Raw genomic sequence first — 21,518 nt, 5'->3', positions numbered from 1 at the left:
ATTCGCTATGGGGTATTCCGACATATCTTCTTTGAATTCGCCCGAACGCGAATACCCATTGGAGCGTACGCGGAACATTGGCATAGCTGCCCATATTGACGCCGGTAAAACTACTACTACCGAACGCATACTATATTATACCGGAGTCGTTCATAAGATCGGTGAAGTTCACGAAGGCACGGCTGTTACTGACTGGATGGTGCAAGAGCGCGAGCGTGGTATTACCATAACCTCTGCTGCAATCTCTTGCGTGTGGTCTGCCAAGAGCGGTCCCTATTCTGAATTGGAGCATAGAATTAATATCATCGATACTCCCGGGCATGTTGACTTTACTGCTGAAGTGGAGCGTTCTCTCCGAGTTCTGGATGGCGCAATTGCCGTATTTTGTGCCGTTGGAGGGGTTCAACCTCAATCGGAGACTGTGTGGCGCCAAGCTGATAAATATGCGGTTCCTCGAATCGCGTTCGTCAACAAGATGGACCGAACCGGAGCAGACTTTTTTAGCGTAATTGAAGAAATGCGCACAAAGCTTGGTGCAAATGCCCATGCTCTTTACCTTCCCATTGGTGCAGAAGAGAATTTTGTAGGAATGATCGATTTGGTGTCGATGAACGCCATCTACTTTGATGAATCCGATTCTCTAGGAGTGAGTTTCGACGTTCGTGAAATCCCGGCGGATTTGAAGCAGCAAGCTGAAAGTTATCGCGAAGCATTGTTGGAGGCGCTATCTGATTTCGACGATGTGGTCGCAGAGAAATATTTAAACGGCACCGAGCTGTCCGAATCGGAAATTAAGATCGCCATAAGAAAAGCGACAACCACCATCAACTTTATGGGGGTTATCCCGGGATCTGCCTTTAAAAACAAAGGGGTCCAACGACTTTTAGATGCGGTTATTAATTACCTGCCTTCACCGCTCGATCTCCCTCCCATGGTCGGACACAACTCCTCGGAAGAAGCCGTCGAAGTAGGTCCTAATGATAATGGAAAGTTTGTCGGCCTGGTATTCAAACTCTGGACAGATCCATTTGTTGGTAAACTGGTTTTCTGTCGTGTTTACTCAGGTAAGCTAGCCAAGGGTTCTCAAGTTTTCAATCCGCGCACCCGTAAAATGGAACGCGTGAGCCGTCTTTTAATTATGAAAGCGGATGATCGCGAGGATATCAACGTGGCATACTCCGGTGATATCTGTGCTATTGTGGGCGTGAAGAATGTTTGGACCGGAGATACCGTTTGCGATAAATCCTTGGACGTATCGCTTGAACCCCCTACATTTCCCGAGCCCGTCATCTCGATGTCAATCGAGCCCAAGACAACGGCCGATCAAGAAAAGATGTCCCTGGCGTTAGGACGTCTGTCAGATGAAGATCCTACCTTCCGCGTTTCTTCTAACGAGGAAACAGGGCAAACGATTATCGCTGGTATGGGCGAGCTTCATCTGGAAATTATTAGCGACCGGCTTTTCCGCGAATTCAAAGTGCAGGCTAGAGCTGGAAAACCAGAAATAGCCTACCGCGAGACTGTGTCGAAGTCTGCCACCGGCGAAGGTAAGTTTATCCGCCAATCGGGTGGTCGTGGTCAATACGGACACGCTATTATAAAGATCGAACCGAACAAGCCTGGAGCAGGAATCCAAGTAGTTTCGGATGTGGTTGGCGGTACTATTCCCAAAGAATTTATCAAACCAACATTGGATGGAATTATTGAAGCCGCCAGGAATGGTGTCATTGCTGCTTATCCCGTAATTGATTTTAAAGCACGCCTCGTCGATGGTTCTTTTCACGAGGTGGATTCTTCTGAAATGGCCTTTAAAATGGCTGGTATCTTTGCCTTTAAAGATGCGATGAAGAATGCTGGACCTATCCTTTTGGAACCCATCATGAAAGTGGAAGTAACAACGCCCGAGGATTATCAGGGTGAAGTTATGGGAGACTTGAATCGCCGCCGTGGTCGCATCCAAAATATGGAAAGTAAAACGAATGCTTGCATTATTACATCCATGGTACCATTAGAGGCGATGTTTGGATATGCTACGGACGTTCGTTCGCTATCCAAAGGAAGAGCCAATTACTCTATGGAGCCCTCACATTTCGAGGAAGTTCCTAATAGCCTGCTCGAGGCACTTACAAATTCTATTTATCGCGAACCAGTTCGCACTTAATTTTAAATCAACATGTCCACACAAAAAATACGTATCAGACTAAAGGGCTTCGATTACCGAGTAATTGATTCATCCGCCCAGGATATTGTGGAGACTGCAAAGCGCTCCGGAGCCCGAGTTTCTGGCCCTGTTCCTTTGCCCGTTCACATCGAGAAGTTCTCCGTGAACCGCTCTCCTCACGTAAACAAAAAATCGATGGAGCAATTTGAGATCCGTACGCACAAGCGCTTGATCGACATTATTGAGCCAACTGCTCAAACGGTAGATGAATTGAAGAAACTGAACCTCCCTTCTGGGGTGGACATCTCTATTAACGTTTAATTTTTAAATCAACCCACCGAACTAATTTAATTTCATATAACTCAACGTAGGACTACTTAAAAGTGAGCTTCGGCTCAGCCTACCGCTTAGTAAAATGCTACATACACTGATTGCAAAAAAAGTTGGTATGACCCAGGTCTATGACGCCGAAAATTGTCTAGTTCCTGTCACCGTCTTCGAGGCCGGACCCTGTCCGGTAACTCAGGTCAAGACTGAGGAAACCGATGGCTACAATGCCGTCCAGATCGGTTACATCCGCAAGAAGACCAAAAACATGACTGCTGGTCAAATCGGCCACTTGTCCAAGGCTTCGCTGGAAGGACTTTCTCAATTGAGAGAAATTCGCTGCACTTCAGTACCAGAGGTAAAAGTTGGAGACACTTTAACAGTATCTGGATTTGTCGAAGGAGCTAAAGTCGATGTGGTTGGAACTACTAAGGGCCGTGGCTTCCAAGGCGTAGTAAAACGTTGGAACGTTAAAGGTGGTCCTGCCTCTCATGGATCTATGTTCCATCGCCGGATTGGTTCCATCGGTCTGTGTCAAGATCCTGGCCATGTGTTTAAAGGGCAAATCATGCCTGGTCATATGGGTGACAAGCAGCGGACCGTTCAAAACTTGAAGGTTGTTAAGATTTATGAGGACAAAAACCTCATTCTTGTTAAAGGAAGCACTCCTGGGTTCAACGGTTCTCAGGTTCTTATCCGTACTTCAAAGAAAACCCGCACAGCGAGAGCCTAACAGGAGCATTAAATCATGAAACTGAAGACTTTTAAATCAGACGGATCTTCCAGCGGTAATAAAGAATTTGCCTTCCCTTCATTCGAAGGAGACAGAGGCGTTCAAGCCATTAAGGAAGTAATAATTGCCATTCGCGCGAACAAGCGCTTCGGAACCGCCAGCACGAAAACTCGCGCAGAGGTTCGAGGTGGAGGTAAGAAACCTTTCCGCCAAAAAGGCACGGGTATGGCTCGCCAGGGAAGTTCCAGGTCACCCCTTCATTCTGGTGGTGGTGTTGCCATGGGTCCTAAACCACGCGACTATTCCAAAAAGGTGAACAAGAAGGTTAAGTCACTTGCCTTCCAGCGTGCACTTTTCGACCGGGCAGTCGATGGATCTCTCGTTGTCATTAAAGAGTTCAAAATTGCTGAGCCAAAGACCAAGCTATTTGTGGATGTGATCAAGCAGGTTGTTCCAACGCGCGGATCCATTCTCATCGTAGACAGCGGGTTTCAAGACGAAGTGGTTTTTGCTTCACGCAATATCGCCGGGTTGGACACTGAAGATGCTGCCTATCTCAACACACTGCAACTTTCACTTTATAGCACTATTGTTATAACTGAAGCAGCAATCGCCACCCTCATGCAACGGATGGAGGCCGACAATTCATGAAACCTGCGTATCAAGTATTGAAAGAATTTAGTATCACGGAGAAATCGAATATCCTGTCTTCCAATCTTGGACAGTATACTTTCGAAGTCTTTCCAGAAGCCGACAGGATCTCTGTTAAGCATGCTGTTGAAAAGACATTCAATGTGACTGTAACTCGCGTTAATATTCTTAACCGTAAAGGTAAGAGAAAGAGTGATCGTAAACGTCGTGGCAAATTCGGCCAGACTGCATCTGTCAAAAGGGCCATCGTGTCTTTGAAGGACGGCGACACCATCGAAATAGTATAACACACACCGAACTTTCAAAATGGCACTCGTAGAAAAAAGACCCATAACTCCTAGTCAGAGATTTTATAAGCAGAACAAAGTGGAACTGTCGAAAGCCCGCCCAGAGCGTGGACTGACCATTCACAAGAAGCGGTCTAGTGGACGTAATGCTTATGGTCGTATTACCACTCGCCGAAGAGGCGGAGGACATAAACGCCACATTCGTATCATTGATTTCCGTAGAGAGAAGTTGGATATCCCGGCGAAGATCCAGGACATTCAGTATGATCCAAATCGTTCGGCCAATCTTGCATTGCTCGCGTATGCGGATGGAGAAAAACGCTACATTATAGCCCCACGTGGTCTAGAGATCGGTGACAGTATTGTTGCTTCTGAAACTTCAAGTGAGATCAATCCAGGCAACTCATTAGTTCTTTCCAATATTCCGCCCTCAACCAAGATTCACAACATTGAGCTTATTCCCGGAAAGGGAGGACAAGTTGCTCGCGCTGCTGGAACTGCTGCTCAGTTGATGGGCCTTGATGGAGGTTATGCGACTGTTAAAATGCCAAGTGGAGAAATTCGTTTGGTGAATCTGAAGTGCCGCGCCACGATTGGAGAAGTTGGTAACCACCAACACCAAAGTCGCACAATCGGTAAAGCAGGTCGGTCTCGCTGGTTAGGAAAACGTCCTCGTGTTCGCGGTGTTGCGATGAACCCTGTCGATCACCCTATGGGTGGTGGTGAGGGTCGTACCTCTGGTGGTGGACATCCCACTTCACCGTGGGGTCAATTGTCTAAGGGCTTCCCCACACGTCGTAAGTCGAAGACGACCAACAAATTCATTCTCGTTAATCGTAACGGTAAAAAGTTTAAGCGTTAATTCACATGGCTCGTTCACTAAAAAAAGGTTTTTTCATAGATCCCAAGTTGATGGATAAGGTTGCGATCGCTCAAAAGGCTAACTCACGCAAACCACTTAATACTTGGTCACGCCGTTCTACTATCACTCCAGACTTTGTCGGCCTGACAATCAACGTGCACAACGGCAAAGCATTTTTGCCGGTATACGTAACTGAGAATATGGTGGGACACAAGTTAGGTGAATTTTCTCAAACCCGCACATTCAAGAGTCACGGAACTCATACCAAGAAATAATTTTAGGATGAATCTGATTATTTGTATACGCTCGCTGTTAGTTGCTTCTCTGGTTTTCGGAGCAAGCTCTGCCAGCCTGTATGCGGATAATCACGGCTCCCAGAATGGAATACTTGTTGCTGCTATCGAAGCCGGTGAATTGGCGGATCTCGTCGCGATCAGCGGCGGCCTCCAACAGGGCATTGAACGTGGCATGCTTTTATCCGTCTTTCGCGAAGGTCGTAAAATTGGGGAGTTGTTGGTAACTCGCTCAGACAAAGACTGCTCCGCAGCACTCATTACGCAAATTAGTCCCCATGAATCTCTAGCAATTGGAGATCGGGCAAAAATCAAAGTACAAACTCTTTAAAACGAAGTAATCATGGAAGTCCAGGCACTCACAAAATACGTTCGGGTATCACCTAAGAAGGCCCGCGAAGTTATTCGCGAGATTCAAGGTCGTCGCGCCGCTGAAGCAGAACAACTGTTAAAGTTTATTCCACGCAAGTCGGCTCGTCTAGTGGCAAAGACCCTGCATTCAGCTATAGCGAACGCCGAAAATAACAACAACCTTTCCGGCGAGGATCTTATCATTAAAAAAGCAGTTATTGAGGAAGGCCCTAGCCTTAAACGTTTTCGTGCTGGTGCCCGTGGTTCTGCTAAACCTTTCGTTAAGCGTACGAGCCACATTCGCATCATCCTTTCTGACGACAAATAATTTAGAGACACAAGCAACATGGGACAAAAAACACATCCAATTGGTTTTCGCCTAGCGGTCCGCCGTAACTGGGAGTCACGCTGGTATGCCGATAAGAAGAATTTCAGCATTTGCCTCGAAGAGGATTACCGTATCCGGAAGATACTCACCGACAAACTCAGGTTCGCTTCTGTGCCACGTATTTTTATTGAGCGTGCGTCCAATCGTATTCGCGTAAAAATCTATACCGCTCGTCCAGGTATCGTTATTGGTCGTAAAGGTCAGGAGCTTGAAAAGCTCAAAGCGAAATTAAACAAGCTGGTAAAGCGCGAAGTTATGCTGGACATCCAGGAGGTCAAAAAACCTGAGATTGAAGCACAATTGGTCGCTGAGAATGTGGCTCTTCAACTTGAGCGACGCATTTCATTTCGCCGCGCCATGAAAAAAGCCGTGCAGATTGCTGATAGCCTCGGCGTCCAAGGAATTAAGATCCGCGTTGCCGGGCGTCTGGGAGGTACTGATATCGCCCGCGCTGAAATGGTAAAAAAAGGTCGGGTTCCTCTTCATACCCTGCGTGAAGATATCGACTATGGATTTGCGGAAGCCAGTACCGTATATGGAATTATCGGTGTGAAATGCTGGATACTAAAAGAAAACGAAGAATAAATCGGACTGAAAAAGAGAATTTGAATCATGCCTTTATTACCATCTAGAACCAAGTATCGCAAGCAGCACAAAGGCCGCGTTAATGGGATAGCCCAACGTGGGAACACCCTTGCCTTTGGAGATTTTGGCATCCAATCACTCGAGCGTGGTGCCATGACTGCTCAGCAAATTGAAGCTGCTCGTGTTGCTGTGACCCGTTATTTAAAAAGAAAAGGTAAAGTGTGGATTCGTATATTCCCACAAAAGCCAATTACCAAAAAACCATTAGAAGTACGGATGGGTAAGGGTAAAGGTAGCGTTGACCATTGGGTAGCTGTCATCAAACCCGGCACCATGTTGTTCGAAGTGGGAGGTGTCAGTGAGACTATCGCTCGCGAAGGCATGCGACTTGCCGATGGGAAATTACCTTTTAGATGCCGTTTTGTTGTCCGTGAGACAATCGATTAGGAATTATTATCATGAAAGCTAAAGAAGTTAGAAACCTTTCCGAACAAGAAATAGAAAAGCAACTGCGCGACACTAGTAGCGAATTGCTGCACCTTCGTTTACGTAAACAATCGGGACAGGTGGAAACGCCCTCCGAATTGCGAGTTCTGCGAAGGAATATCGCCCGTATGGAAACCATTTTGAAAGAACGCGCCGTAGCCGCCGCCAAGTAACAGGAGTATTTATCATGGCAGAAGAAAGAAATAGTCGAAAAGTTTTGCAAGGAGTGGTTTCAAGCCGTTCTGGAGACAAGTCCGTCAAAGTGACAGTGGCTTATAAAATTCCACACCCACGTTATCATAAGGTGATTAACCGGAAGACCGTATTGCACGTGCATGACGAGAAAAACGAATCCAAGGCCGGCGATAAAGTCGAGATCATGGAGACACGTCCCATAAGTAAGCTCAAACGCTTTCGTATTACCCGTGTTATTGAAGTGGCACCCGTCCTGGACTAACCCTTCTAACAGAGAGAAAATTTACAATGATTCAGCTTCTAAGTAGTGTAGACATTGCGGACAACACCGGCGCCAAAAAAGCGAAGATGATCCGTCGCCTCGGCCAGATGAAAAAAACCGCCAGCGTTGGTGATATCGTCGTGGTTCATATCAAAGAAAGCACCACTGACGCGTCCGTTAAAAAAGGAGATGTCGTCCGTGGGGTGGTAGTTCGAACCAAGGCGCCGATTCGTCGGGCTGATGGTAGTTACCTTCGCTTCGATAGCAACGCCATCGTCATTATCGATGACAAAAAGAATCCCAAAGGTACTCGAATCTTTGGTCCCGTAGCCCGTGAATTGCGCCGCAAGCGGTTTATGAAAATTATTTCTTTAGCACCGGAGGTTCTATAAATGAAAATGCACTTTAAAACCGGCGACACCGTCGTCGCTATTAGCGGAAGCCAAAAGGGCAAGTCCGGCAAAGTTCTTCAGATCAACAAGAACAAAGAACGGTCTATCGTTGAAGGCCTCAATATGGTCAAGCGTCACCAAAAACAAACGAGTGCCGAGGATCGTCAGTCTGGTGGCATCATTGAACGTGAGGCTAGCATCCACAATTCGAACCTAATGGAAGAGTCGCGCTACAACGCTCGACGCTCAAAATAATCCATTGATTAACCGCTTGCCAAGGTATCTTAACTTTGTCTTTCTCCACCACCTTTCTAATTAGGCTCAAAGGTTTAGCCGCCGGGTTAAAAGTCCGGCAAAAAACAAAATGAATCAACCAGCACTTAAAACTACTTATAACGAGCAAATCGTTCCAGCGCTAATAAAGAGCCGCGGATATAAGAACGTAATGCAAGTTCCCAAGGTAACCAAAATCGTCCTAAACTCGGGCGTTGGTTCCAGTAACGATAAGAATGTTATCAACGACATCGCCAAGGACCTAGGTCTTATAACCGGCCAAAAACCAGTCATTACCCTTTCGCGTGTCAGCATTTCGAATTTCAAATTACGCGAAGGAATGCCCGTAGGAGTTAAAGTTACGCTTCGGGGTAACAGCATGTGGGAATTTCTTTATCGTATGATCACTGTCTCCCTTCCTTTAATTCGGGATTTCCGAGGAATTGGTAAAAAATTGGATGGCCGTGGTAATTATACCCTCGGAATCGCCGATCATACCATTTTCCCAGAAATCAACGTCGATACCCATAAGCACTTGGTCGGAATGGATGTTTGTATCGTCACCAGTGCATCTACCGACGATGAGGGTCTCGAACTTCTAACGCTTCTGGGTATGCCTTTTCGCAAGGTTACTCCTTCAGCTTAATTCTCTTATATTATGGCAAAGATCTCTGCAATTCATCGAAATAAGAAACGCGAACGCCTCGTTGCAAAATATGCTGAGCGTCGTGCTGAACTTAAGAAAATTCTCTCGAGCCCTGACGTAAAGGACGAAGAGTTTTTCCAGGCACAACGTGCGCTCATAAAGTTGCCACGCAACTCTTCTGCAGTACGTTTGCGCAACCGTTGCAACATCACCGGTCGTCCCCGTGCTTATATGGGGCGCTTCGGTCTTTCTCGTATAACTTTCCGCGAACTGGCTCTTGCTGGTCGTATCCCTGGGGTAACTAAATCCTCTTGGTAAACTAAACACGTTGGGAATACGGATATCATCCAACTTCACCTAATTAATCCATGACAGATCCGATTGCAGATTTTTTAACACAAATACGGAATGCATCCGCGGCGAACAAGGAGTCTTGCCAAGTACAGCATTCAAAAATGAAGCGCGAAATCGCCCGCATTTTAAAAGCGAGTGGTTACATTCGAGGCTACGAGGATATCGACATGCCGGGAAACAAGAAATTCCTGAAAGTTGAGCTCAAATTCGTAGATGGCGAACCTGCCTTTTCATCCATTGAGCGCTTCAGTCGTCCAGGTCGCCGTATCTATTTTGCCGCGAGCGAAGTACCAAAAGTACTTGGTGGCATGGGTACTGGCATTCTAACTACATCGCAGGGTTTGATGACGGATTACCAGGCACGTCAGCAAAACGTGGGTGGCGAACTTATCTGCAAAGTCCAATAAGGAGGATACGATGAGTAGAATTGGAAAATTACCAGTAGACATTCCGGGACAAGTAACTGTTTCAGTTGAAGCCAATGTAGTGTCCGTCGAGGGCCCTAAAGGTAAACTGAAAAAAGAGTTCCCCAATGCTGTAACTATAACAAAAGAAGAGGCTCAGATCATTGTGGCACCTTCTGGCAATTCACGCTTTTCAAAGGCTATGTATGGAACTGTCCGCTCACTGATCGCCAATATGGTGACTGGTGTTGTTGATGGATACAGCAAAGACCTTGAGATCAGTGGAGTAGGTTTTCGAGCTGCGTTAAACGGCAATAATCTCGATCTGAACCTGGGTTACTCTCACCCGTGTCTTTATGCAATTCCTTCGGGAATAACTATCACGGTTAAAGACAACACCAAGTTGAAAGTCGAAGGCATCGACAAGCAAATGGTTGGTGAAGCCGCTGCGTCGATCCGCGCGTTTTACCCACCAGAGCCATACAAAGGCAAAGGGGTGAAGATTGTCGGTGAATACGTCCGCCGTAAGGAAGGTAAAACAGCCGGTAAATAAGGGAGGACTGATCATGAAAGTTAATAAAAAAATTATTCAAAAACAAAAACGTCGCTGGCGCATCCGTAAGAAAATTATCGGTTCAGCTGAACGCCCTCGTCTTGCTGTTCACCTCAGTAACAAACACGTCTATGGCCAACTCATTGACGACAATGCGGGTAAGACCTTGGTCTATGTGTCCTCGTTGAGCAAAGACCTCAAGGGTCAAAACCTAAAGGCAAATGTTGAAGGTGCCCAAGCCGTTGGCAAAATTGTTGCCGAACGGGCGAAAGGCGCAGGAGTTGAAAAGGTCGTGTTTGATCGTAGTGGACGTATATACCACGGGTGCGTAAAAGCATTCGCAGATGCTGCTCGGGAGGGTGGCCTAACATTCTAATTGTTAAACGAATTTATTATGGCTACTCCAGAAGAAGCACCAGAATTGGTAGATAAAGTTGTCAACATCAACCGTTGCGCGAAAGTCGTAAAGGGTGGACGTCGTTTTAGTTTTTCCTCCACCGTAGTAACCGGTGATCTCCATGGCCGCGTAGGTGTTGGAATGGGTAAAGCAAAAGAAGTACCTGAAGCAATTCGCAAAGGAACGGAAAAAGCACACAAAAATATGGTTACTGTTCCGCTGCGTAATGACACCATACCTCATGCCGTTATCGGTGTGTCCGGAGGCGGAAAAGTTATTTTGCGCCCAGCCGGTCCGGGAACCGGAGTCATTGCCGGAGGCGGGGTTCGCGCTGTGCTCGAAGCAGTTGGAGTTAAAAATATTCTTTCTAAGTCCCTTGGTTCAAACAACCACCGGGCCATGATCAACGCCACTTTAGATGGATTGAGGCAATTACGCTCAAAGGAACATATTGCTGCAATTCGCAACGCAGATTAATCAACGAGATTTTCGCAATGAGATTACATAATCTTAAAAATACACCTGGTGCTGTTCACCGCAAAAAACGTCTTGGCAACGGAGAAAGCTCCGGAACAGGCAAGACCTGTGGGAAAGGCCACAAAGGACAGAAAGCACGGACTGGCGGTGGAATTCGCATCGGTTTTGAAGGTGGTCAAATGCCTCTTTATCGTAAGTTGCCGCACCGTGGTTTCAGTAACGCCCAGTTTACGACCTCGTATGAAGTTGTGAACCTCAGTGATCTGGCAAAACTCGGAGATGAGACAGAAGCAAATCCCGAAACCTTATCGAAGGTGGGCGTTTTGCGTCCTGGATCGAAGCTGGTAAAGATCTTGGGAACTGGCGAAGTAGACAAAGCCTACAAGGTCAGTGCTCATAAATTTTCTGTTACTGCCAAGCAAAAGATTGAAGCGGCTGGTGGTGAAGTAACCGAACTTGCTTAAGCTTTTTTGACCCAAAACTAAATGCTATCCGCCTTTACAAATAGTTTCAAAATACCGGAACTGCGTAACAAGATTTTCTTCACCTTGTCTATGCTGTTTGTGGCACGGATCGGTGCCAATATTCCGCTTCCCGGTATAGATCCTACGCCGCTTCAAGATTTCTTTGCAGATCAAACGGCATCGGGCTCCTCGGGTGTACTTGGTCTCTACAACATGTTTACGGGTGGCGCACTTCTGAAAGGTGCGGTTTTTGCTTTGGGCATCATGCCTTACATATCGGCGTCCATTATCTTTCAGTTAATGACAGCGGTAGTTCCCAGTTTGGCTCGTCTCGCCAGAGAAGGCGATGTGGGTCGACAAAAGATTACCCAATACACGCGACTTGCTACTATTGTTATCTGTTTAGTCCAGGGGACTCTGCTAATTATTGGACTAAAAAATCCTGGAGGATTGTTTTCCGGATTTGAGAAAGAGGTCTATGGTTCCATCATTCTGAGTGATAGTGCCTGGTTTGTAATGAGCTCGGTCGTCATATTAACAACGGGGACTATCATTCTCATGTGGCTCGGAGAGCAGATTACTGAAAAAGGAATCGGCCAAGGAGTTTCATTATTGATTATGATCGGTATTATTTCCGATCTTCCCAGTGCGATGGCCACGCTTTACCGCATGGTTTTCGCGCCTATCGGCACCAGTCGAATTGAGGTTCCCGAACTCGCGTTGATGTTCGTGTTACTGCTGGTTGTAACGGCTGGACTTGTCGCTGTTATTCAAGCCATGCGGAAAATTCCGGTTCAGTACGCCAAACGCGTAGTTGGTCGCAAGGTCTATGGTGGACAAAGTTCTTTCCTTCCACTGAAGGTAAATTACTCCGGTGTAATGCCTGTGATTTTTGCCAGTGCGATCTTGATGTTTCCACAACAGATCCTGTCTTCCCTTTCTGCCAGTTTCAACAGTCTTTCATTTTTAGGAACTATTTCCGGTTGGTTTGTTCAAGGAACGGTCTCCTACTATTTCATTTTTGGATTCCTAATATTGGTTTTCAGTTACTTCTGGGTATCGGTCATGTTTAAGCCGATCCAGGTTGCTGATGATCTGAAAAAGAATGGGGGCTACATTCCCGGCGTTCGTCCTGGTGAGCCGACTGCAAAGTTTCTAGACTTTGTGATGACTCGTCTAACCTTCGCGGGTGCTGCGTTCCTCACTTTGATTGCTTTATTTCCTGATGTTCTTCTTTTCTCCCTCAACGTTCCATACCAAATCTCCAATTTCTTTGGAGGAACCGGGATGTTAATTACGGTGGGAGTTATTCTTCAAGTTTTACAACAAGTTGAGACTTATCTTTTGCAACGCCACTATGATGGCTTCTTGAAAAAGGGCCGTATTCGTGGTCGCAATCCAGCTACCAAAGCTCGTCCACAACTTTCCGTAACGTCTGAAATGGGCAACCTACGTCCATTAATGCTCGTTCTCGGTGCAATTTTTCTGATTGGAATTATTTCTTGGGTCCTAAGGACCTGGGTTCTCTGATCTATATCTGTTAGTTTACTGCATGACTCTGAATCCATGATTCCTGTCAAAAACAGCGCTGAAATCATTAAAATGAGGGCGGCCTGTGAGGTTGCAGCCACTGTTCTTTATAAAGTCACTCAGCTCGTAGAACCCGGAGTTAACACTTACGATCTCGACCAAGCTGGGAAACGGTTCATTCAAGAATTGGGAGCCACAAGCGCCTGTTACAATTATCGTAACGGAAGCAAAGTGTATCCCGGTTATATTTGCATTTCTGTGAACGAAGAAGTCGTCCACGGAATTGGAAGTATGAAACGAACAATCAAGAATGGGGACGTTGTATCACTCGACGTTGTCATTCGCTTAGATGGGTTCATCGGCGATAATGCTAAAACTATTATTGTTGGGGAAGCTTCTGAGGACGTTCAATTCCTTGTCGAAGAAACGCGCAAATCACTCGAATTCGCCATAGGTTTTGCCAAACCTGGTGGTCGAGTAGGGGATATTTCCAATGCTGTTCAAACTTACATCGAATCTCGCGGTTTAGCGATCGTTAGAGATTTTGTAGGTCACGGAGTCGGAAGATCCATGCACGAAGAACCGCAAATCCCCAATTACGGTCGTAAAGGTAAAGGTGAGAAACTAAAACCAGGAATGACTTTGGCTATTGAGCCAATGGTCAATCTCGGAACTCCAAGCGTCCGCGTTCTTTCCGATGGATGGACTGCTGTCACTCTAGATAGCAAACCTTCAGCCCATTTTGAGCACACAGTCCTTATTTCAGAGGACGGTCCAGAAATATTAACTTTACCGAAAAAATAGCTTTTCAATCATTAATCAGCTGTTATTTTGGCCACTTTTCACAATTTCCAAACAAGCAATAAGCAATGCCTCGATTACTAGGTGTAGACATTCCAAATAACAAGCGAACCGAGTTCGCTCTTCGTTATATTTACGGCATCGGCCCGACTCGCTCAACTGCGATTGTTACTGAGCTTAAGCTCGATCATGCCCACCGGGCGCATGAACTTTCTGAAGAGCAGATTAACCAGATTTCGGAGATAATAATACGTAATCAATGGATGACTGAAGGTGATCTACGTCGTGATATTGCATCGAATTTAAAGCGTCTTCAAGCCATCCAGTGCTACAGGGGTTATCGCCATCGCCGGGGACTTCCAGTCCGCGGTCAGCGTACCAGCACTAATGCTAGAACTCGTAAAGGCGGCCGTAGAACTGTGGGCGTAGTAACCAAAAAATAATTTTGCACTAAATGAGCACTGACAATCCAGAGAACGAAGAGGCAAATGCCGAAGAACCCAAGCAAGAAGCTCCAGCAGCCGAAGCTAAGGTTGATAAGCCAAAAGCTAAAAAATCCGAAAAGGTAGTTGAAGAAACAAGCGAAGTGGATTCTAAGGAAGAGGCTCCAAAAGCCGAAGTTCCTGTAGTGAAAGCTGAAGAAGAGGCTCCTGCAGAAGACGTTCCAGCGAAAACCAAAAAGGTAGCGAAGAAAGCGAAAGCTCCAGCAAAGGCGACCGAGAAAACACCGAAAGCTGCAACTAAGGAAGAAGCGCCTAAAGTTAAAGCACCTGCGAAAGCGGAGAAGGAAGAGGCGCCTGCTGCGAAGGCCGCAAAACCTGCCAAAGTTTCCGAAGAGTCACCCAAGGTAGCAACCGCGTCGGATGAAGAGGATTCCGGCGATGGTAAAATTGAAGAAAAGAAGGGAGAAACTTCTGCGCTTCAAGAATTACTGGGGGATGATCTCAGTGGTGTTAAAATTCGCAGAGCGAAGGGTAGTAAGAATGTTACCCATGGAATCGTACATGTAATCGCTACATTTAATAATACGAAGGTCTCGGTTACTGATACAAAAGGAAATGTTATTTCCTGGAGCAGTGCTGGAAAATGCAATTTCCGTGGATCACGAAAATCAACCGCATATGCTGCACAGGTTGTGACTCAAGAAGCCACACGCGCCGCCATGGCTCATGGATTGAGAGAAGTTTCCGTTCATCTTAAAGGCCCTGGCCTTGGAAGAGACTCAGCTGTTCGTGCACTTCAAGCGCTCGGAATGATCATTGTCTCTATTGTTGATAAAACGCCCGTTCCACACAACGGATGCCGCCCACCGAAACGCCGTCGCGTTTAATCCTTTAAATTACTTAGAATGGCTCGTTACACAGGACCCACTACACGTATTAATCGCCGTTTTGGAATGGCGATTTTCCCACCTAATAAGGCTTTTGAGCGCAAAAGCTATCCCCCCGGGGTTCATGGACCTCGCCTTCGCCGCAAGCAAAGCGACTACTCTATCGGTCTGAACGAAAAGCAAAAACTTCGTTATATGTACGGTATGACAGAAAAGCAATTCCGTCGCACCTATGAGCAAGCCAAACACGCCAAAGGTGTTACTGGTGAAGTATTTTTGCAAAAGTTGGAAACTCGCTTGGATAACGTTATTTATCGATTAAATCTGTCCAAGACACGTTCGGGTGCTCGCCAATTTGTGAACCACGGTCACATCAAAGTGAATGGCCACAAAGTAGACATTCCAAGTTACCAAGTTCAAGCTGGGGACGAGATTGAAGTTAAAGACTCCACCTCTTCAAAGCAACTTGCGACCCGCGCTCTTGACGAAACCCGGGCTCGTACCATTCCCGAATGGGCGTCTCTCACCGAAGATACTTTCAAAGGTAAAATAAACCGTCTACCTACTCGTGAAGAGATAGAGGTAGGCATCAATGAGCTGCTCATTGTTGAATTCTATAACCGTTAATCCGGTCTGCAGCTAAGTTAACACACCATCTTCAAATAGATCCATGGCCACCCGATTAGGAAAATTCGAAATACCCAACCGCCTTACTAAGGACGAAGAGGGCTCAAATGAAACGTTTGCCCGGTTTATAGCCGAACCTTTTGAAGGCGGGTACGGACACACCATTGGCAATTCTTTGCGCCGAGTTCTTCTGAGCTCTATCGAAGGAGCAGCAATCTCTTCTATTAAAATTGAGGGAGTTAGTCATGAGTTTCAAAGCATCGAGGGTATTGTTGAAGATATCACCGATCTGGTTTTGAACCTTAAGAAAATTCTTTTGATTAATCATAAGCGCGAGCCTATAAAATTGCTTATCGATGTGACAAAAGAAGGTCCAGTCACTGCGGCAGATATTCAGCCGGACTCAAATATTGAGATCATTAATCCTGATCAATTGATTTGCACACTTGATCACGAAAAACGTTTTTTCGCTGAGCTTGAAATTAAAGTAGGTCGTGGCTATGTCCCAGGTGAGGACAACAAGAGTGAAGATGATCCTATCGGTGTCATCCCAATTGACTGTCTTTACAGCCCGGTTCGTCTTGTGAAATACAGCGTAGAGAACACTCGGGTTGGTCAAATGACCGATTACGACAAATTGATTTTTGAAATCTCCACTGATGGCAGAATAACACCTGATGACGCGATGAAGCATGCTGCTTCAATCCTTAAACATCACCTGGATGTGTTCGATAAGGTTAATGACGAAAGTGTAGAATTTGAAAGTGAAGGCTCCGAAGTTAGCGAAGAGCAGAACAAGCTTCGCAAACTGCTTAATATGAGCGTTAACGAAATCGAACTTTCTGTTCGTGCAGCTAATTGCTTGAATAACGCCAACATAACCACCGTTGGGGAGTTGGCGATGAAGTCTGAGCAAGAAATGCTCAAATATCGTAATTTCGGTAAGAAATCACTGAATGAAATTAAAGCCAAACTTGAGCAACTCGGTCTGTCTTTGGGAATGAAAATCGATGAGCGTCTCCTCGATTCTCGCATGGACTAAAAAGTAGTTTACTGATCATTCATAATGCGCCATTTAAAACATAGACACGAACTCGGGGTAAAAAAAGCCCACCGCCCGGCCCTGATGGCCAATCTTGCGATGGCCATCATCAAGGAAGGCCGAATCAAAACAACATTGGCAAAAGCCAGAGCACTCCGACCTTTCATTGAAAAGCTAATTACCTTGGCTAAACGGGGAACTCTTGCTGATCGTCGGTTGGCAAACTCTCGGATCCGCAACAAGGAAGCCGTTCAAATTCTCTTCAACGAAAAGGTTGAAGAGTTTAAAGATCGTCAAGGTGGATATACACGGATTTACAAAATTGGTAACCGTATAGGTGATGCTGCTGAAATGGCGCTCATCGAATTGATTCCTGCTGGTGACGAAGGTTACGGCAAGAAGCGGAAAGCTAAAAAAGCTGCCAAAAAACCTGCTGCGGCCAAGGCAGTTGAAGCGGTCGTTGCTGAAGAGGTAGAAACTTCTGAAAGTGAAGCCAAAGCAGAGGCCGTTGTTGTCGAGGAGCCAGAAGCTGAAGCCGAAGAAGCTAAAGTGGAAGAACCCGTAGCTGAAGCGGAGGTAACACTGGAAGCCGAAGCAGTGGCTGACGAACCTGAACCTGAAGCGGAGGAAGAATCCAAGAAATAACCTTGGAGATTTCCCACACCATCAACACTTTTATAACGCGCCTGAATTTCGGGCGCGTTTGTGTTTACAATGATACCCATTAGTTTGGCAGACGGATTTCTTATTTATCTTCTTTTAGGGATTGGATCTGTCCTATGCTTGTGGGTGTATTACGACATCCGAGATAAAAATTTATATCAATCAGAGCGCTCTAAGACAGTTTACCATTGTGTGAAATGTGGGAAAATTTACGCCGACAAAATGGGAGTTAAACAATCGAACTGTCCGCGTTGTGAATTCAAGAACACCCATTTACAATTTTGATTATGCCTGAAGTAGTTGCAGTCCTGGATTTTGGTTCACAATATACACAAGTAATCGCTCGTCGCTTGAGGGAATGCAAAGTTTACTCAAAGGTATATCCGTTCTCGACTACAGCCGAAGCACTCAAGAAAGATGGAGTTAAAGGAGTCATACTCTCCGGCGGCCCGTCCTCGGTTTATGCAGATAACGCACCCAAACCGGATACTGCCATTTTTGATCTAGGCGTGCCCGTCCTTGGTATTTGTTACGGGATACAATTGCTTGGTTTCCTTCTTGGTGGCAAAACGGAACACAGTGAAGAACGTGAATATGGTAAAGGAACCTTGGAGATCACCGGGGATAGCCCGCTTTTTCAAGGGATTGAAAAAACAATCCAGGTTTGGAATTCACATGGGGACAAGTTGACGGTGTTACCTGAAGGATTTGTTCCTGTCGCGAAAACTGAAAACAGCAATTTTGCTGCGATACAAAATTGTAAGCGGAATTTTTATGGGCTTCAATTTCATCCAGAAGTTTTCCATACAGAACAAGGAACGGATATCATCCGGAATTTTGTATTTTCGATCTGCGATTGTACCGGCGATTGGACGATGGAAAACTACATTGAAAGCTCGATTGCCACAATCAAAGAAACCGTCGGAGACAAGAAAGTAATTTTGGGATTAAGTGGAGGAGTCGACAGCTCGGTTGCTGCAAAATTAATTCACGAGGCCATTGGTACCCAGTTAACCTGTGTATTTGTGGACAATGGGCTGCTTCGCAAAAATGAACGGGAAGCGGTTGAAAAACTCTACGGCGATCATTTTCAAATCAACCTGGTTGTCTCAAAAGCAGCGGATTTATTTTTGTCGCGCCTTGCCGGGGTCACCGATCCCGAACAAAAGCGCAAGATTATCGGAAATACATTCATTGATGTATTCGAAGCCGAGGTTGAGAAAATAGGCGAAGTCGACTTTCTCGCTCAGGGAACTATCTACCCTGACATTATTGAATCGGTTCCTATTGACGGGAATCCTGCTTCTTTAATTAAGAGTCATCACAATGTAGGTGGTTTGCCGGAGCGGATGAAACTAAAGATTTTGGAACCACTCAACCAGTTGTTTAAAGACGAAGTTCGTGTATTGGGCAAAAGTTTGGGGCTCCCGGATAATGTGGTTTGGAGACAGCCTTTTCCAGGACCCGGCCTAGCCGTTCGTGTATTGGGTGCAATTACAGAAGATATCCTTAAAGTACTTCGTGAAGCGGACGCCATTCTTTTGGAGGAAATGAAATCGGCCGATCTTTATTATAAAGTATGGCAATCTTTTGCCGTGTTTCTGCCGGTTCGAACCGTGGGAGTCATGGGGGACGAAAGAACCTACGACAATGTGATTGCCTTACGGATCGTTGAAAGTGTCGATGCAATGACCGCAGACTGGGCACGGCTCGACCATGAATTATTGGGGAAGATCTCAAACAGAATCATTAATGAAGTTAAGGGGGTAAATCGAGTTGTGCTTGATATTAGTTCAAAACCCCCCAGCACGATCGAGTGGGAATAAGGAAGAATTGAGTTGAACATTGGAGGAGGAATAGAGTCCTATAGCGTTCTATTAATCTTATTCCCGTATGTATTTTTTATTGAAAAAGACACCTGTTCCGGAAAGTCGGTTTTTAAAGGTTTTGGCGGCCATGCTTGCATCCTTACTCTTCAGCTTCCAGAATCTTATGGGCACCCCCGACCCTGAAATTCTCGCAATCCTGGCAAAAGCCAGAAGCTACGTTGGTGAGGAATCTGTTCTCAATAATGTGAAGTCTCTGAGATTTATTGGAACCATAACAACCGCCAACGGTGAGGAAGGTGGAATAGAAATACATTTAAGGACCCCATATCAACAGCTACAGATCCTTTCTGGTAACGGCGTTGTTCAAGAGTTTGGATTAAACGACTATGAGGCATGGAAGAAAGTCTATCGTTCAGATAATCCTGAAGAATATAACTTAATCCCCTCTAATCCCGACCAGTTAAAACGGGTTCGGGCAAATACCTTTGAAAATCTTAAGTTCTTTTCCAGCGATTCAAATTACCAACGCAAACTTGAATACCTGGGGCGGGAGACTATTTCCGGTGAGTTGGTGGAGCGAGTGAAAGTTGTCTACGGATCGATGTATTATATTCGTAATTTCAAAGCTTCGACCGGCCAGTTAATTCTTACTGAAATTGAAACTGGCGAACAAATTCAGGAAAGTGGTGAAATAAAGGTGAGTGGCATCAAATTTCCCAAGACTTTAATTTCTTTGATTGATGGTAAAGAGGTCCACCGCATAAGTTTCGATTCCGTGGAGGTGAATCCTGTCTTTGATGATTCGCTTTTCGCTCAGCCTGCTCTTCCTGGGATAAGAAAAAAGTAAATGCCGACTTTCAAATATGGGGCAGCTGGTTTCTACAAGCGTTTGAAATCCTTTGCTGAAGATGCTGCGGGCTCTTCGCAGGTTGAGATTATCGTATCGGACATTCTCAAGGCTATTGAAACATCAGGGGACTCGGCGCTTTTCGAAATCACCGAAAGGCTGGATGGTGCCAAACTGAATTCCAAATCCCTTCGAGTAAGTGAAGCCGAATTGAAAGCGGGTGAAAAGAGTCTTTCGGCTAAGGATCGAAAGGCTATTCGAGAATCGATTAAGAATGTTCAGCTCTTTAACCATGAATCTCTACCCAAGAACTGGTCCAAAAAGAATCTACATGGGGCAACTGTTGGTGAGCGTTACTATCCTATTAGGCGCGTCGGGATTTATGTTCCCGGTGGTACGGTTCCTTTGGTTTCAACGGTAGTAATGACTACCACATTGGCCAGGATAGCCAAGGTACCTGAAATTTGCGTGTGCACTCCGCCCAATGTGGAAGGGGAAATCGCACCTGCCATGGCGGGCGTTCTGTCCATGTGCGAAATAAAGGAGGTCTATAAAATTGGTGGTGCCCAAGCTGTTGCTGCCATGGCCTACGGTACCAAATCCGTTTCACCTGTGGATAAAATCTATGGGCCAGGAAATGCCTATGTGAATGAAGCAAAGCGTCAGTTGTTTGGGAGAGTCGGTATCGATCTCCTTCCAGGACCAAGCGAGTTGATGGTGATTGCAGATTCGACTGCTGAACCGCGATTTGTTGCTGCCGATTTATTGGCCCAGGCTGAACATGGTTCCGGAAAGGAGCGTGTTTACCTTGTTTCAACTTCTGAGAAACTGATCGAGGCAGTGAATGGGTGTCTCAAGGAACAATTGCCAAGTCTTGGTCACAAAGATTCGATTTCAAAGGTGCTGAAAAAAAACTATGCTATTATTCCCGTGCCAGATCTTGATGCGGCCATTGACGTGGCCAATTTCATCGCACCTGAGCATATGGAATTACAAGTGGAACCGAATAAGATTTCCTATCTTTCAAACGCCATTACGACAGCTGGTGCTATTTTGCAGGGCCGTTATTCCGCCACTGCTTTGGGAGACTTTACGGCTGGTCCGAGTCATGAGCTCCCAACTGGAAGAGTGGGACGTTTCCTGAGTGGATTAACCATTGGAGATTTTTTTCGAAGAAGCAGCATTGTGCGGTATGAGCAAGCCCATCTCCAGAATGCTGCGGAAACCATAGAGGTTTTCGCGCGGTTAGAAAATCTCGACGCTCACGGAAGATCAGTATCTATTCGGGCAAAGTAGCGAGTTTAACCA

The 21,518-nt window shown here is 45.9% G+C and carries 31 protein-coding genes and 1 pseudogene; all 32 read left to right on the top strand.

From position 1 onward, the window contains the following. The first annotated feature begins 7 nt into the window (after positions 1-7). The 32 genes and pseudogenes from fusA to hisD all read left to right on the top strand — a co-directional run bounded on the left by fusA (position 8) and on the right by hisD (position 21,506). Entirely contained in the window at positions 8-2,161 is a 2,154-nt protein-coding gene (gene fusA, locus O3C43_00460; protein ID MDA1064950.1) for an elongation factor G, read from the top strand. 12 nt (positions 2,162-2,173) lie between these two features. After that, positions 2,174-2,482 carry a 30S ribosomal protein S10 gene (gene rpsJ / locus O3C43_00455; GenBank protein ID MDA1064949.1) on the top strand — a complete coding sequence of 103 codons (309 nt, stop codon included), beginning with the start codon at positions 2,174-2,176 and terminating at the stop codon, positions 2,480-2,482. A 94-nt stretch (positions 2,483-2,576) separates the two neighbouring features. Next, a complete protein-coding gene (rplC, locus tag O3C43_00450) occupies positions 2,577-3,221 on the top strand; it encodes a 50S ribosomal protein L3 (GenBank protein MDA1064948.1) in 645 nt (214 codons plus the stop codon). 15 nt (positions 3,222-3,236) lie between these two features. Further along, positions 3,237-3,872 (top strand): 50S ribosomal protein L4, encoded by a 636-nt coding sequence (gene rplD, locus O3C43_00445; protein ID MDA1064947.1) that lies wholly within the window; start codon positions 3,237-3,239, stop codon positions 3,870-3,872. Next, complete coding sequence (gene rplW / locus O3C43_00440; GenBank protein ID MDA1064946.1) at positions 3,869-4,159, top strand: 50S ribosomal protein L23; 291 nt, start codon at positions 3,869-3,871, stop codon at positions 4,157-4,159. Before rplD ends, rplW begins: the two co-directional genes overlap by 4 nt. A 19-nt stretch (positions 4,160-4,178) precedes the next feature. Beyond that, positions 4,179-5,021, top strand: a complete 843-nt coding sequence (gene rplB / locus O3C43_00435; GenBank protein ID MDA1064945.1) for a 50S ribosomal protein L2 — start codon at positions 4,179-4,181, stop codon at positions 5,019-5,021. 5 nt (positions 5,022-5,026) lie between these two features. Further along, a complete protein-coding gene (gene rpsS, locus O3C43_00430) occupies positions 5,027-5,296 on the top strand; it encodes a 30S ribosomal protein S19 (protein ID MDA1064944.1) in 270 nt (89 codons plus the stop codon). 7 nt (positions 5,297-5,303) lie between these two features. Beyond that, the gene (locus tag O3C43_00425; GenBank protein ID MDA1064943.1) at positions 5,304-5,645 is read left to right on the top strand and encodes a hypothetical protein; all 342 of its coding nucleotides are present in this window, start codon (positions 5,304-5,306) and stop codon (positions 5,643-5,645) included. Between the two features lie 12 nt (positions 5,646-5,657). Then, positions 5,658-5,993, top strand: coding sequence for a 50S ribosomal protein L22 (gene rplV / locus O3C43_00420; protein MDA1064942.1), 336 nt, complete (start codon positions 5,658-5,660; stop codon positions 5,991-5,993). 18 nt (positions 5,994-6,011) lie between these two features. Then, entirely contained in the window at positions 6,012-6,638 is a 627-nt protein-coding gene (gene rpsC, locus O3C43_00415; protein MDA1064941.1) for a 30S ribosomal protein S3, read from the top strand. Between the two features lie 27 nt (positions 6,639-6,665). Beyond that, positions 6,666-7,085 (top strand): 50S ribosomal protein L16, encoded by a 420-nt coding sequence (rplP, locus tag O3C43_00410; protein ID MDA1064940.1) that lies wholly within the window; start codon positions 6,666-6,668, stop codon positions 7,083-7,085. Positions 7,086-7,096: 11 nt separating this feature from the next. Then, a complete protein-coding gene (gene rpmC / locus O3C43_00405; GenBank protein ID MDA1064939.1) occupies positions 7,097-7,297 on the top strand; it encodes a 50S ribosomal protein L29 in 201 nt (66 codons plus the stop codon). A gap of 14 nt (positions 7,298-7,311) precedes the next feature. After that, positions 7,312-7,581: a 30S ribosomal protein S17 gene (rpsQ, locus tag O3C43_00400; protein MDA1064938.1), complete on the top strand. Its 270-nt coding sequence runs from the start codon at positions 7,312-7,314 to the stop codon at positions 7,579-7,581. Between the two features lie 26 nt (positions 7,582-7,607). Further along, a complete protein-coding gene (rplN, locus tag O3C43_00395; protein MDA1064937.1) occupies positions 7,608-7,973 on the top strand; it encodes a 50S ribosomal protein L14 in 366 nt (121 codons plus the stop codon). 6 nt (positions 7,974-7,979) lie between these two features. Next, positions 7,980-8,228: a 50S ribosomal protein L24 gene (gene rplX, locus O3C43_00390; GenBank protein ID MDA1064936.1), complete on the top strand. Its 249-nt coding sequence runs from the start codon at positions 7,980-7,982 to the stop codon at positions 8,226-8,228. A 109-nt stretch (positions 8,229-8,337) separates the two neighbouring features. Beyond that, positions 8,338-8,892, top strand: coding sequence for a 50S ribosomal protein L5 (rplE, locus tag O3C43_00385; GenBank protein MDA1064935.1), 555 nt, complete (start codon positions 8,338-8,340; stop codon positions 8,890-8,892). A gap of 12 nt (positions 8,893-8,904) precedes the next feature. After that, positions 8,905-9,210: a 30S ribosomal protein S14 gene (gene rpsN, locus O3C43_00380; GenBank protein MDA1064934.1), complete on the top strand. Its 306-nt coding sequence runs from the start codon at positions 8,905-8,907 to the stop codon at positions 9,208-9,210. A gap of 50 nt (positions 9,211-9,260) precedes the next feature. Then, entirely contained in the window at positions 9,261-9,653 is a 393-nt protein-coding gene (gene rpsH / locus O3C43_00375) for a 30S ribosomal protein S8 (GenBank protein ID MDA1064933.1), read from the top strand. A gap of 10 nt (positions 9,654-9,663) precedes the next feature. After that, positions 9,664-10,203 (top strand): 50S ribosomal protein L6, encoded by a 540-nt coding sequence (gene rplF, locus O3C43_00370; protein MDA1064932.1) that lies wholly within the window; start codon positions 9,664-9,666, stop codon positions 10,201-10,203. Positions 10,204-10,216: 13 nt separating this feature from the next. Then, positions 10,217-10,579, top strand: a complete 363-nt coding sequence (rplR, locus tag O3C43_00365) for a 50S ribosomal protein L18 (protein ID MDA1064931.1) — start codon at positions 10,217-10,219, stop codon at positions 10,577-10,579. Positions 10,580-10,597: 18 nt separating this feature from the next. Then, a complete protein-coding gene (gene rpsE, locus O3C43_00360) occupies positions 10,598-11,077 on the top strand; it encodes a 30S ribosomal protein S5 (protein ID MDA1064930.1) in 480 nt (159 codons plus the stop codon). Positions 11,078-11,094: 17 nt separating this feature from the next. Further along, positions 11,095-11,541 (top strand): 50S ribosomal protein L15, encoded by a 447-nt coding sequence (gene rplO / locus O3C43_00355; protein MDA1064929.1) that lies wholly within the window; start codon positions 11,095-11,097, stop codon positions 11,539-11,541. A 21-nt stretch (positions 11,542-11,562) separates the two neighbouring features. Continuing rightward, positions 11,563-13,071 carry a preprotein translocase subunit SecY gene (secY, locus tag O3C43_00350; GenBank protein ID MDA1064928.1) on the top strand — a complete coding sequence of 503 codons (1,509 nt, stop codon included), beginning with the start codon at positions 11,563-11,565 and terminating at the stop codon, positions 13,069-13,071. A 36-nt stretch (positions 13,072-13,107) separates the two neighbouring features. Then, positions 13,108-13,875 (top strand): type I methionyl aminopeptidase, encoded by a 768-nt coding sequence (gene map / locus O3C43_00345; GenBank protein MDA1064927.1) that lies wholly within the window; start codon positions 13,108-13,110, stop codon positions 13,873-13,875. Between the two features lie 65 nt (positions 13,876-13,940). Further along, positions 13,941-14,315 carry a 30S ribosomal protein S13 gene (gene rpsM, locus O3C43_00340; protein ID MDA1064926.1) on the top strand — a complete coding sequence of 125 codons (375 nt, stop codon included), beginning with the start codon at positions 13,941-13,943 and terminating at the stop codon, positions 14,313-14,315. Between the two features lie 452 nt (positions 14,316-14,767). After that, positions 14,768-15,202 (top strand): annotated as a pseudogene (gene rpsK / locus O3C43_00335) (30S ribosomal protein S11). Between the two features lie 18 nt (positions 15,203-15,220). Beyond that, positions 15,221-15,829: a 30S ribosomal protein S4 gene (gene rpsD / locus O3C43_00330; GenBank protein MDA1064925.1), complete on the top strand. Its 609-nt coding sequence runs from the start codon at positions 15,221-15,223 to the stop codon at positions 15,827-15,829. A gap of 43 nt (positions 15,830-15,872) precedes the next feature. Further along, the gene (locus O3C43_00325) at positions 15,873-16,871 is read left to right on the top strand and encodes a DNA-directed RNA polymerase subunit alpha (GenBank protein MDA1064924.1); all 999 of its coding nucleotides are present in this window, start codon (positions 15,873-15,875) and stop codon (positions 16,869-16,871) included. Positions 16,872-16,895: 24 nt separating this feature from the next. After that, a complete protein-coding gene (gene rplQ / locus O3C43_00320; GenBank protein MDA1064923.1) occupies positions 16,896-17,516 on the top strand; it encodes a 50S ribosomal protein L17 in 621 nt (206 codons plus the stop codon). 305 nt (positions 17,517-17,821) lie between these two features. Continuing rightward, the gene (guaA, locus tag O3C43_00315) at positions 17,822-19,360 is read left to right on the top strand and encodes a glutamine-hydrolyzing GMP synthase (protein MDA1064922.1); all 1,539 of its coding nucleotides are present in this window, start codon (positions 17,822-17,824) and stop codon (positions 19,358-19,360) included. A 79-nt stretch (positions 19,361-19,439) separates the two neighbouring features. Beyond that, positions 19,440-20,210 carry a hypothetical protein gene (locus O3C43_00310; GenBank protein MDA1064921.1) on the top strand — a complete coding sequence of 257 codons (771 nt, stop codon included), beginning with the start codon at positions 19,440-19,442 and terminating at the stop codon, positions 20,208-20,210. Continuing rightward, positions 20,211-21,506: a histidinol dehydrogenase gene (gene hisD / locus O3C43_00305; GenBank protein MDA1064920.1), complete on the top strand. Its 1,296-nt coding sequence runs from the start codon at positions 20,211-20,213 to the stop codon at positions 21,504-21,506. The last annotated feature ends 12 nt before the right edge of the window (positions 21,507-21,518 follow it).

This window comes from Verrucomicrobiota bacterium, from assembly GCA_027622555.1.
Taxonomy (GTDB): Bacteria; Verrucomicrobiota; Verrucomicrobiia; order Opitutales; family UBA2995; genus UBA2995.
This window is presented reverse-complemented; position numbering and strand designations above follow the sequence as displayed.

Coding starts and splice junctions, on each gene's coding strand:
- fusA (MDA1064950.1), top strand. CDS start 8: ATGGGGTATTCCGACATATCTTCTTTGAATTCGCCCGAACGCGAATAC.
- rpsJ (MDA1064949.1), top strand. CDS start 2,174: ATGTCCACACAAAAAATACGTATCAGACTAAAGGGCTTCGATTACCGA.
- rplC (MDA1064948.1), top strand. CDS start 2,577: ATGCTACATACACTGATTGCAAAAAAAGTTGGTATGACCCAGGTCTAT.
- rplD (MDA1064947.1), top strand. CDS start 3,237: ATGAAACTGAAGACTTTTAAATCAGACGGATCTTCCAGCGGTAATAAA.
- rplW (MDA1064946.1), top strand. CDS start 3,869: ATGAAACCTGCGTATCAAGTATTGAAAGAATTTAGTATCACGGAGAAA.
- rplB (MDA1064945.1), top strand. CDS start 4,179: ATGGCACTCGTAGAAAAAAGACCCATAACTCCTAGTCAGAGATTTTAT.
- rpsS (MDA1064944.1), top strand. CDS start 5,027: ATGGCTCGTTCACTAAAAAAAGGTTTTTTCATAGATCCCAAGTTGATG.
- O3C43_00425 (MDA1064943.1), top strand. CDS start 5,304: ATGAATCTGATTATTTGTATACGCTCGCTGTTAGTTGCTTCTCTGGTT.
- rplV (MDA1064942.1), top strand. CDS start 5,658: ATGGAAGTCCAGGCACTCACAAAATACGTTCGGGTATCACCTAAGAAG.
- rpsC (MDA1064941.1), top strand. CDS start 6,012: ATGGGACAAAAAACACATCCAATTGGTTTTCGCCTAGCGGTCCGCCGT.
- rplP (MDA1064940.1), top strand. CDS start 6,666: ATGCCTTTATTACCATCTAGAACCAAGTATCGCAAGCAGCACAAAGGC.
- rpmC (MDA1064939.1), top strand. CDS start 7,097: ATGAAAGCTAAAGAAGTTAGAAACCTTTCCGAACAAGAAATAGAAAAG.
- rpsQ (MDA1064938.1), top strand. CDS start 7,312: ATGGCAGAAGAAAGAAATAGTCGAAAAGTTTTGCAAGGAGTGGTTTCA.
- rplN (MDA1064937.1), top strand. CDS start 7,608: ATGATTCAGCTTCTAAGTAGTGTAGACATTGCGGACAACACCGGCGCC.
- rplX (MDA1064936.1), top strand. CDS start 7,980: ATGCACTTTAAAACCGGCGACACCGTCGTCGCTATTAGCGGAAGCCAA.
- rplE (MDA1064935.1), top strand. CDS start 8,338: ATGAATCAACCAGCACTTAAAACTACTTATAACGAGCAAATCGTTCCA.
- rpsN (MDA1064934.1), top strand. CDS start 8,905: ATGGCAAAGATCTCTGCAATTCATCGAAATAAGAAACGCGAACGCCTC.
- rpsH (MDA1064933.1), top strand. CDS start 9,261: ATGACAGATCCGATTGCAGATTTTTTAACACAAATACGGAATGCATCC.
- rplF (MDA1064932.1), top strand. CDS start 9,664: ATGAGTAGAATTGGAAAATTACCAGTAGACATTCCGGGACAAGTAACT.
- rplR (MDA1064931.1), top strand. CDS start 10,217: ATGAAAGTTAATAAAAAAATTATTCAAAAACAAAAACGTCGCTGGCGC.
- rpsE (MDA1064930.1), top strand. CDS start 10,598: ATGGCTACTCCAGAAGAAGCACCAGAATTGGTAGATAAAGTTGTCAAC.
- rplO (MDA1064929.1), top strand. CDS start 11,095: ATGAGATTACATAATCTTAAAAATACACCTGGTGCTGTTCACCGCAAA.
- secY (MDA1064928.1), top strand. CDS start 11,563: ATGCTATCCGCCTTTACAAATAGTTTCAAAATACCGGAACTGCGTAAC.
- map (MDA1064927.1), top strand. CDS start 13,108: ATGATTCCTGTCAAAAACAGCGCTGAAATCATTAAAATGAGGGCGGCC.
- rpsM (MDA1064926.1), top strand. CDS start 13,941: ATGCCTCGATTACTAGGTGTAGACATTCCAAATAACAAGCGAACCGAG.
- rpsD (MDA1064925.1), top strand. CDS start 15,221: ATGGCTCGTTACACAGGACCCACTACACGTATTAATCGCCGTTTTGGA.
- O3C43_00325 (MDA1064924.1), top strand. CDS start 15,873: ATGGCCACCCGATTAGGAAAATTCGAAATACCCAACCGCCTTACTAAG.
- rplQ (MDA1064923.1), top strand. CDS start 16,896: ATGCGCCATTTAAAACATAGACACGAACTCGGGGTAAAAAAAGCCCAC.
- guaA (MDA1064922.1), top strand. CDS start 17,822: ATGCCTGAAGTAGTTGCAGTCCTGGATTTTGGTTCACAATATACACAA.
- hisD (MDA1064920.1), top strand. CDS start 20,211: ATGCCGACTTTCAAATATGGGGCAGCTGGTTTCTACAAGCGTTTGAAA.